Here is an 8,658-nt window from a genome sequence, read left to right on the forward strand (position 1 = left end):
ATCACGCGCCCGCCTGCGTCGCATTCGGGAAGAACAATTGCTGCCCCTCGATCTTGTAGTCAGAGATCACCTTCTGGCCTTCCGGGCTGACCAGCCAGTTCACGAAGGCCTGGCCGTCATTGATCTTCACATGCGGGTGCTTGGCCGGGTTCACGGCGATGACGCCGTACTGGTTGAACAGGCGCCTGTCGCCCTCGACGGCGATCACGAGGTCGCCCCGGTTCTTGAAGGAGATCCAGGTGCCGCGATCGGCCAGCACATAGGCGCCCATGCCACCGGCCGTATTGAGTGCAGCTCCCATGCCCTGGCCGATCTCGCGGTACCAGGCGCCTTTCTTGGCATCGAGATCGACGCCGGCGACTTTCCAGAGCGCGAGCTCGGCGGAATGGGTGCCGGATTTGTCGCCGCGCGAGACGAAGGGTGCGCCCTTCTCCTGGATCGCCTTGAGGGCGGCGGCGATGTCCTTCGTCCCGGTGATGCCGGCCGGGTCGCTCTTGGGCCCGATCAGGACGAAATCATTGTACATCACCGCCTTGCGCTCGAGCCCGAAGCCCTCCGCGACAAATTTCTCCTCCTGCGCTCTGGCGTGGACGAAGACGACGTCGGCATCGCCGCGCCGGCCGGTGTCGAGCGCCTGGCCGGTGCCTTGCGAGACGACGCGGACATCGATTCCGGTCTTCGCCTTGAACAGCGGCAGGAGGTAGCCGAACAGGCCGGAATCCTGGGTCGAGGTCGTCGAGGACACGGTGATGAAGCGGCTGTCGGAGGTTGCAGGCGCGGTGGCGGCCGGCGGCGTCGCCGTCGTCGTCTGGGCCAGGGCGATGCCGGCCAGGGCGATGGAGAAGCCCGTGGCGAGAAGCAGGCGGCGGGTGGTCGTCATGGTCGTCTCCCGGGTGGTGGTTTCTTGGGTCTTCGTTTCTTGAGCGTTCGTTTCTTGGGGCATCGTGTCGGACAGGCGAGGTTTCACCAGATCAGCTCGCCCGCGAGGAAGGCGCGCGCTTCGGGCGAGGCGGGTTGGGCAAAGAACGACTGCGCCGATGCGTCCTCGATCAGCCTGCCGCGATGCAGGAAGAGCACGCGCGAGGCGAGCCGCCGGGCCTGGCCGAGATCATGGGTCGACATCAGCACCGTGATGCCCTCGGCGACGAGGCCTGAGAGCAGCTCCTCGATCTGGCGCGTGGCGGCGGGGTCGAGCTGCGAGGTCGGCTCGTCCAGGAAGAGCAGTTCGGGGCGGAGCGCCCAGGCACGCGCGATGGCGAGGCGCTGCTGTTCGCCGCCCGAGAGCAGCCGTGCGGCCTGCGTCGCGCGCTCCGACAGGCCGAAGCGGGCCAGCGCGTCGCGGGCGCGATCCCGGCGCTCGCTGCCGGAAATGCCAGCCGCCGCCAGCGCATGGGCAATGTTGGCCTCGACCGAGCGGCGCAGCATGATCGGCTTCTGGAAGACCATGGCGTGGCGCCGGCTTCGGCCCTCCGCGCCGGCGGCCCAGCGGATACGGCCCTGGCTCGGCGTCAACAGGCCGTGGCAGAGCCGCAGGGTCAGCGATTTGCCGGCACCGTTGGGGCCGAGCAGCACGGCCAGGCCACCGGCCGGCATGTCGAAGCTCAAGCCGTCGATCAGCCGGCGGCCATCACCGAGGAAGGACACGGCATCGACCGCGAGCGGCAGGATGGAGGCGACGTCACGCATAGCGCGCGCCGATCCGGCTGGCGCCGAAGGCCACCGCGTTGATGGCGAGCGTCAGTGCGATCAGGACGATGCCGAGGCCGAGCGCCAGGGGCAGGTCGCCCTTCGAGGTCTCCAGCGTGATCGTCGTCGTCATGGTGCGGGTGTAGCCGGCGATATTGCCGCCGACGATCAGCACAGCGCCGACCTCGGCGCTGGCCCGGCCGAAGCCCGCCAGCAGCGCGGTCGCCAGCGCGAAACGCCCGTCGAAGAGCAGGGTCGGGATGGCGCGCACCCCTTCGAGCCCGACCGAGCGGAGATGGTCGCGATATTCAGACCAGAGATCCTCGACCGTCTGGCGCGTCAGGGCGATGACGATCGGCAGGACCAGGATGACCTGGGCCGCGATCATCGCGGTCGGCGTGAACAGCAGGCCGAGCGACCCGAGCGGGCCCGAACGCGAGAGCATCAGGAAAACGAGAAGTCCCGCGACGACGGGCGGCAACCCCATCAGCGCGTTGAGGCAGACGATGACGGCCGATCGGCCGGGGAAGCGCGCCAAGGCGAGCGCGGCGCCCAGCGGCAGGCCGACGATGGCCGCGATCAGAACCGCCGTCAGCGTCACCCGCAGCGACAGGCCCACGATCGCCAGGAAGCCGGGATCGAGCCCGACGACCAGCGCGAAAGCCGCCTTGAAGATCGCTGCGAATTCCAATGTGTGATCGCTTTCCGGATCGTGTCGCTCTGCAAAGCCTTGCGATTTCTAGCGTTTAATGCGACCAAAGGCCAATTCTGGAAATTCCGCAGACTGGCGCAGTTTGATGCAGGATCATATTTATCTGACGACGGAGGAAGCGGCCGGATATCTGCGGCTCAAGGAGCGCAAGCTCTATGAGTTGGTGGCGGATGGCGCGGTGCCCTGCACCAAAATCAGCGGCAAATGGCTGTTTCCCCGTGCCGCGCTCGACCGCTGGCTGGAGGCCGGGCTGGCGCACCCCGAGGGTATGCTGCCGGCGAGCCCGCCGCCGATCATCGGCGGCAGTCAGGATTCGCTGCTAGAGGTGGCGGTGCGCGATTCCGGCTGCGGGCTGGCGCTGCTGGCCGAAGGCTCACAGACCGGGCTCGACCGTCTGGTGCGCGGCGAGGTCGCCATTGCCGCGATCCATCTCCATGCCACCCCAGACGATGACGAGGCCAACCCGGCTGCGATCCGGGCCGAGCCCGGCCTGTTCGATGCCGTCGTGATCAGCTTTGCCCGGCGCGAGCAGGGACTGCTGGTCGTGCCCGGCAATCCGCTGGGCATCGCCGGCGTGGGCTCGGCCGTTGCCAAGCGCGCCCGCTTCGCGCGACGCCAGAAGGGAGCGGGCGCGCAGCTCCTGCTCAACAGCCTGATCGAGCGTGAGCCGGTACCAGAACAGGCGATGATCCTGGCCGAGGGAATCTGTGCGACCGGCCAGGATCTCGCGCTCGCCATCCGCACCGGCCGGGCCGATTGCGGCATTGCTTCGCGAGCCGTCGCCACCGCCTTCGGCCTCGATTTCCTACCCCTGGTCTGGGAGCATGTCGATCTGGCGATGCGCCGGCGGACCTATTTCGAGCCTGCGACGCAGCAATTGCTGGGCTGGATGCGCGGCAACGCGATGACCGCACGGGCCGCCGAGCTTGGCGGCTACGATCTCTCGCGCAGCGGTACGGTCAGGCTGAATCGATAGGGCCAAGCGGCGCCGGCGAGAGTCCGTGGCCGGGTGACGAGCCCTCCCCCGTCATTCCGGGGCTTCGCGGAGCGAAGAACCCGGAACCCAGAACCGATGAGGGTTCACGGAGCGCTAGGACATGGCGCTTTGGCTACAAGCCGCATCGGCTCTGGGTTCCGGGCTCACGCCTTCGGCCTGCCCCGGAATGACGGTCGAGGGGCCGTTCACCCAGCAGCAGGTTCCTGGGTCCGCGAACGCGGTCGATCGTCTCGCGATCAGCCGCTGCGTCGGTGAGCACGTCGAGATGCCCCCGGCTGCGCGATCAGGTCAGGGCGCCGCGCGCCGCCACGGGCCAGAGTGCCTCGACATGGGCGTCCGCCGTATGGAGGCCGCGCACGCAGACATACCAGTCGTGCAGGTTGACGGTCGGGTCGCAATGGCCGGGCACCAGCAGCAGGCGGTCGCCGCGATGCGGCAAAACGGCTGGATCTCCCGTCAGCACGCCATGCTCGTCGGAGGGCTTGGTGTAGACCACGCCCTCGCGCCGGTAGGGGACGGGCAGGCCTGAATCGATCGCGGCGGCCTTGTGGCCGGCATCGACCACGGCGCGGTCCGGCACCGGCTTGCTCATCACCCCAGTCAGGATGAACAGCGCGTGCTCGAAGGTGCGGAAGGGGCTGCCGTCGGCCTGTCGGTTGCGGGCGTAATCGGCGTCCATGAAGATATAGGAGCCGGCCTGGATCTCATTCCAGATGCCGGACTGGCTCTCGATCTCGAAGGTTCCGGTGCCGGCGCCGCTGACGACGCCGCAGGCGAGGCCGGCCTGCGCCAGGCGTTCCACGGTGTTGCGGGCGCCCAGGCCTGCGCGCTCGATCGCCTCGCGGCGCTCGTCGATCGAGCGCATGTGCTGGGCCGTGCCGTGATAGGCCTGCAGGCCGCCGAAACGCAGCGTGTTGCTGCGCGCGATGGCCTCCGCCAGACGCACGGCGGTTTCGCCCGGCGCGACACCGCAACGCCGGCCGCCGACATCGATCTCGACGAGAACATCCAGCACCACGTCATGGCGCGCAGCTGCCTCGGCCGCCTCGCGGACGCCGTCGAGATGGTCGACGCAGAGCGTGATCTTCGCCTGGCGGGCGAGCTTGGCGAGGCGGTCGAGCTTGGCTGCGCCCGCGATCTCGTTGCTGACGAGCACGTCGGTCACGCCGCCCTCGACGAGGATCTCGGCCTCGGAGACCTTCTGGCAACACTGGCCGACCGCGCCATGGGCGATCTGGCGCAGCGCGATCTCGGGGCTCTTGTGGGTCTTGGCATGGGGGCGCAGTCTGACGCCATGGCCTTGCGTATAGGCGGCCATGGTGACGAGGTTGCGTTCGAAGGCGTCGAGATCGAGGATCAGCGACGGGGTGTCGATCTCGTCAAAACGCTGGCCGGCCTGGGCCGGTGGATGCAAGGGCATGGGCTGTCGTGCTTTCCTGAATCAGTGGCCACCATGGGACGCCAGCTTCTTGTCCGGGGCAAGACCCTGGGGCGCGAATGGCGAGGGGCGAATGGAAGCCGCTTGTTAGCCACTCGCCACTCGCCACTCGCGCCTTGCCATGATAGGTCGCGCGCCATGAAGATAGGCCGCGTTACCGACGACACCTTCGCGCTTCTCCTCCGCGTCTGGCGCGAGCAGGTCAAAGCCTATCTGCCGCAGATGGCGATGATCATGGCCCTCGTGGTGGTGATCGCGGCGACGACGAGCTTTTATCCCCTGCTGATCAAGGCGGCTTTCGATGCCTTCGCCGACCCTCTGACGGCGGAATCGACCGGCTTCGTGCGCCGGATGGAGCGCCTCGTCTCGAAGTCGATCGGCATCGAGATCGGCGTCGTCAATGCGGTCGCCGTCGTCGTCGTCATCGTCACGGCGGTAAAAGGTTTTTCGCTGCTCGCCCAGACGGTGATGACCAACAGCGTCGTCAGCCGGATCGAGGCCGACATGCAGACCGCGCTGTATTCGCATCTGATCCGCGCCGATCTGGCGCAGCTCCATCGCGAGAACCCGGCCTCGCTGACCCAGCGCTTCACCACCGACTTCACCTTCGTCAAGGAGGCCCTGACGCGGCTGATCAACATCGCCGTGCGCGACGTGCTGACCGCGATCGCGCTCGTCGGCGCGATGTTCTGGATCGACTGGCAGATGACGCTGGTGGTCGTGCTGATCGCGCCGATCGTCGCGCAGCCGATCGGCAAGATCGGCCGGAAGCTGCGCCGCATGGCGACCTCGCAGCAGGAACAGACCGGGCTGATGGCGAGCCTCGTCACCGAGAGCCTGCAGGGCGCCCGCGCCGCCAAGACCGACACGCTGGAGCCCTATCTCGAGCAGCGCGCGGCGGCGGCCTTCGAGAGCATCCGCGCGCTCAAGATGAAGGCGGCGAATGCGCGCGGCCGGCTCGATCCGCTGCTCGAGGTTGCCGGCGGCATGGCGGTGGCGGGCGTGCTGGCGGCGATCGGGGTCCGCATCACCTCGGGCGGCTCGACGGTCGGCGATTTCACCGGCTATGTCTCGGCGCTGCTGCTGGCGGCCCAGCCGCTGCGCTCGCTCGGCAACCTCAACGCCATCGTCCAGGAGGCCGGTGCTTCGCTGAAGCGCTATTATGCGCTGCTCGACGAAAACCCGCTGATCACGCAGCGGCCGGACGCCAAGGCATTGCAGGTCGGCGTGGGCGAGGTCGCCTTCCGGCATCTGCGCTTCCGCTATCGCGACGATGCGCGCGCGCTCGAAGGCATCGATCTCGTCGCCGCGGGCGGCAAGACCACGGCGCTGGTCGGCCGGTCCGGCTCGGGCAAATCGACGTTGCTGGCGCTGGTGCCGCGCCTGTACGACCCCACGGAAGGCCGCGTCGAGATCGACGGGCAGGATCTGCGCGACCTGACGCTCGCCTCCCTGCGCGCGCAGATCGGCGTGGTCAGCCAGGATGTCGTGCTGTTCGACGATACGGTGCGCGCCAACATCGCCTTCGGGCGACCGGGCGCCAGCGACGAGCAGATCGTCGCGGCCGCCAGGGATGCCGCCGCGCATGATTTCATCATGGCGATGCCGGAGGGCTACGAGTCGTCGGTCGGCGAGCGCGGCCAGAAGCTCTCGGGCGGCGAGCGCCAGCGTGTCGCGATCGCGCGTGCCATCCTGAAGGACGCGCCGATCCTGCTGCTCGACGAGGCAACGAGCGCGCTCGACGCCGAATCCGAGCGGCTGGTGCAGCAGGCGCTCGCCCGGTTGATGAAGAACCGCACCACGCTGGTTATCGCCCACCGGCTGTCCACCGTGCGCGAGGCCGATCTCATCGTCGTGCTGGAAGAGGGCAGAATCGTCGAGACCGGCAGCCACGAGGCGCTTCTGGCCCGCGACGGCTCCTATGCAAGGCTGCACCGGCTGCAGTTCGTCGAAAGCTGACGCGCTTCGCGGTTCGGGCGTGATGCGGCTTGCATGTCGGGCCGCGGCCCGGGCAGCTGTCATGAAACCCTCATGAGCCGGGCCAATCCTCCCGCGATGGCTGATTCGATCCTCCGGCTCCACGCCGCCGTTCTCGCTGCGCGCTTGCGTGACCCCGCTGTGTCGCGGACGGCGCGGCTCGCCAGCGAGGGCCTGCCGAAGATGGCCAAGAAGCTGGCCGAGGAGGCCTTCGAGGTCGGGCTGGAAGCCGTGCAGGGCGACCGCCGCCGCACCATCCTCGAAAGCGCCGACCTGATCTACAATCTGGTGGTGCTGTGGAGCGAGATCGGCATCGCGCCCGATGATGTCTGGCGCGAGATGGACCGCCGCGAGCAGCTTTACGGCATCGCCGAGAAACTGCCGAAGACCCGGGGCAAGCCGGTCGCGCGCGCGGCAACGGGACGCCGCACGCTGCTTGGCGTCTAGGATGGCTCGCCTCATCGCTCGGGTCCGTTGAGAGGCGTGACGGACCGGCATTCTCGAGGATCGTATCGGCAGCCAGCGAAACTTCGCGACAGCGAGGTTTTCAGGGTTGCCAAGACGCGGGAGAGCGGCTATTTCCGCCGACATCGGGGCCACGCCACGCGCTGTGCCGCCGATATGCGCTCGTAGCTCAGCTGGATAGAGCATCAGACTACGAATCTGAGGGTCGGGCGTTCGAATCGCTCCGAGCGCGCCATCACTCTTGTAAATCGCAATTAGTGCGACTCAGTCACGCATAATCCGACTTTCAGTCAGAGATAGTGCGACTTCCCATTAGCCGCAGGGTACGACCGCCAACAGAAACGGCGCCGCGAACCAAATCGCGACGCCGCTCCAGTAGGACGGTGCAGATAAGCGCTAGGCAGCGCTTTTCTTGATCTCCCGTTGGGCTGCGCGCGCATCATAGAGGGCATGCATCACATTGGTCAGGTAGTTCGCGATGAAGCCGAGGCCCACCGCCCAACTCCCCTCATCATGCAGATTGAATTTCTGCGAAGCGGCCACCAGCCCATTTTCGTCCAGCTCATACGCGTGCAAGGAGCTTGTCGCGCCTGATCTTAGGTTCTTGGCAACATAAGGCAGGATCACTCCCCGCCTGGTCGCGCACGAACCGGAAGCGACGCCTCCAACTACGGCACAATCACCATCAGCGAACGAAAACACGACTCGTATGAGACGCGAGCTGTCCCAAACCACCAACGAGGATCGCGGCATAGGTTGGGTCGAGCGGAACGGCAATCGGTTTGATCGAACGGCTTCTTCGGCCGCCTTCCAAAACCCAGACTTCGGATCGCTCACCTGATCGGGATCGTGGCTAAGGTTCAAGGCTTTGCGAGCCACAGCGCGCTCGACGAGCGCCGTCGCACCCGGACCAAGCGCTAGCGATGGAACACCTACTGCGGCCAATGCCTCCACGAACCGCTTGCGGCTTCGCGAATCATTGAAGGAATTGGCGTATATGCGAGCCGGAGCGTATTTCTTGCTCGCACGGTGGACGCTGTCGCGAGACACGCGGGGCCTCGTGGAAGTAGCCTCTGTCTGCATAAGAATGCCGTGGTCGAGTAGTTTTCTCGTGGTGACAAGGTCCACACAGAGAACTGAAGCTGCACCGGAAATTGGCAAACCGTCAGCGTCCGACATCCCTCGAAAGCGCTTTATGACGGTCGGCATGCGATCTGCCCTGATTTCCGGACGCCATTTTACGCCCTTTCCACGGATGGGTGTGTTTCGGCGTGCAAGTTTGACCCCTTGAGGCGGGGGATCGGCGTCCAACTTTGACCCCCTTGAGCCGGTTTCGGTGAGACTGTCCGTTCTGGTTTCAGACGGGCGGGCGGGGGATGAAGG

8 protein-coding genes and 1 tRNA gene are annotated in these 8,658 nt (G+C 66.8%); 4 read left to right on the forward strand and 5 right to left on the reverse strand.

Annotated features, from left to right (window positions below; all coding sequences use genetic code 11):
- Nucleotide 1 precedes the first annotated feature (1 nt).
- From AE618_RS02675 to AE618_RS02685, 3 genes are all read right to left on the reverse strand, one after another.
- On the reverse strand, nt 2-880 hold the full coding sequence (locus AE618_RS02675; protein ID WP_054207519.1) for an extracellular solute-binding protein: 879 nt from the start codon (nt 878-880) through the stop codon (nt 2-4).
- Nucleotides 881-963: 83 nt separating this feature from the next.
- Complete coding sequence (locus AE618_RS02680) at nt 964-1,686, reverse strand: energy-coupling factor ABC transporter ATP-binding protein (RefSeq protein WP_054207520.1); 723 nt, start codon at nt 1,684-1,686, stop codon at nt 964-966.
- On the reverse strand, nt 1,679-2,377 hold the full coding sequence (locus tag AE618_RS02685; protein ID WP_432704481.1) for an ABC transporter permease: 699 nt from the start codon (nt 2,375-2,377) through the stop codon (nt 1,679-1,681). The genes AE618_RS02680 and AE618_RS02685 overlap by 8 nt, the downstream gene beginning before the upstream one ends.
- Before the next feature lie 106 nt (nt 2,378-2,483).
- Here AE618_RS02685 and AE618_RS02690 point away from each other — a divergent pair, with 106 nt between their 5' ends.
- On the forward strand, nt 2,484-3,374 hold the full coding sequence (locus AE618_RS02690) for a helix-turn-helix transcriptional regulator (protein WP_054207521.1): 891 nt from the start codon (nt 2,484-2,486) through the stop codon (nt 3,372-3,374).
- A gap of 304 nt (nt 3,375-3,678) precedes the next feature.
- On the opposite strand, the gene AE618_RS02695 is transcribed toward AE618_RS02690, so the two are convergent.
- On the reverse strand, nt 3,679-4,815 hold the full coding sequence (locus AE618_RS02695; RefSeq protein WP_054207522.1) for a DSD1 family PLP-dependent enzyme: 1,137 nt from the start codon (nt 4,813-4,815) through the stop codon (nt 3,679-3,681).
- 156 nt (nt 4,816-4,971) lie between these two features.
- Here AE618_RS02695 and AE618_RS02700 point away from each other — a divergent pair, with 156 nt between their 5' ends.
- The 3 genes from AE618_RS02700 to AE618_RS02710 all read left to right on the forward strand — a co-directional run bounded on the left by AE618_RS02700 (nt 4,972) and on the right by AE618_RS02710 (nt 7,510).
- The gene (locus AE618_RS02700; protein ID WP_054207523.1) at nt 4,972-6,792 is read left to right on the forward strand and encodes an ABC transporter ATP-binding protein; all 1,821 of its coding nucleotides are present in this window, start codon (nt 4,972-4,974) and stop codon (nt 6,790-6,792) included.
- 96 nt (nt 6,793-6,888) lie between these two features.
- A complete protein-coding gene (hisE, locus tag AE618_RS02705) occupies nt 6,889-7,257 on the forward strand; it encodes a phosphoribosyl-ATP diphosphatase (protein WP_054207528.1) in 369 nt (122 codons plus the stop codon).
- A gap of 176 nt (nt 7,258-7,433) precedes the next feature.
- Nucleotides 7,434-7,510 (forward strand) — tRNA-Arg (locus AE618_RS02710).
- Between the two features lie 161 nt (nt 7,511-7,671).
- On the opposite strand, the gene AE618_RS27755 is transcribed toward AE618_RS02710, so the two are convergent.
- Entirely contained in the window at nt 7,672-8,325 is a 654-nt protein-coding gene (locus AE618_RS27755; protein ID WP_210166439.1) for a hypothetical protein, read from the reverse strand.
- Nucleotides 8,326-8,658 lie beyond the last annotated feature (333 nt).

Origin of the sequence: Allobosea vaviloviae, assembly GCF_001298265.1 — a bacterium.
In the GTDB taxonomy this organism is placed as follows: Bacteria; Pseudomonadota; Alphaproteobacteria; order Rhizobiales; family Beijerinckiaceae; genus Allobosea; species Allobosea vaviloviae_B.

What these genes read in the sequence shown, in the direction of transcription:
- AE618_RS02675 (WP_054207519.1), bottom strand. Translation starts at nt 880, where the DNA reads ATGACGACCACCCGCCGCCTGCTTCTCGCCACGGGCTTCTCCATCGCC.
- AE618_RS02680 (WP_054207520.1), bottom strand. Translation starts at nt 1,686, where the DNA reads ATGCGTGACGTCGCCTCCATCCTGCCGCTCGCGGTCGATGCCGTGTCC.
- AE618_RS02690 (WP_054207521.1), top strand. Translation starts at nt 2,484, where the DNA reads ATGCAGGATCATATTTATCTGACGACGGAGGAAGCGGCCGGATATCTG.
- AE618_RS02695 (WP_054207522.1), bottom strand. Translation starts at nt 4,815, where the DNA reads ATGCCCTTGCATCCACCGGCCCAGGCCGGCCAGCGTTTTGACGAGATC.
- AE618_RS02700 (WP_054207523.1), top strand. Translation starts at nt 4,972, where the DNA reads ATGAAGATAGGCCGCGTTACCGACGACACCTTCGCGCTTCTCCTCCGC.
- hisE (WP_054207528.1), top strand. Translation starts at nt 6,889, where the DNA reads ATGGCTGATTCGATCCTCCGGCTCCACGCCGCCGTTCTCGCTGCGCGC.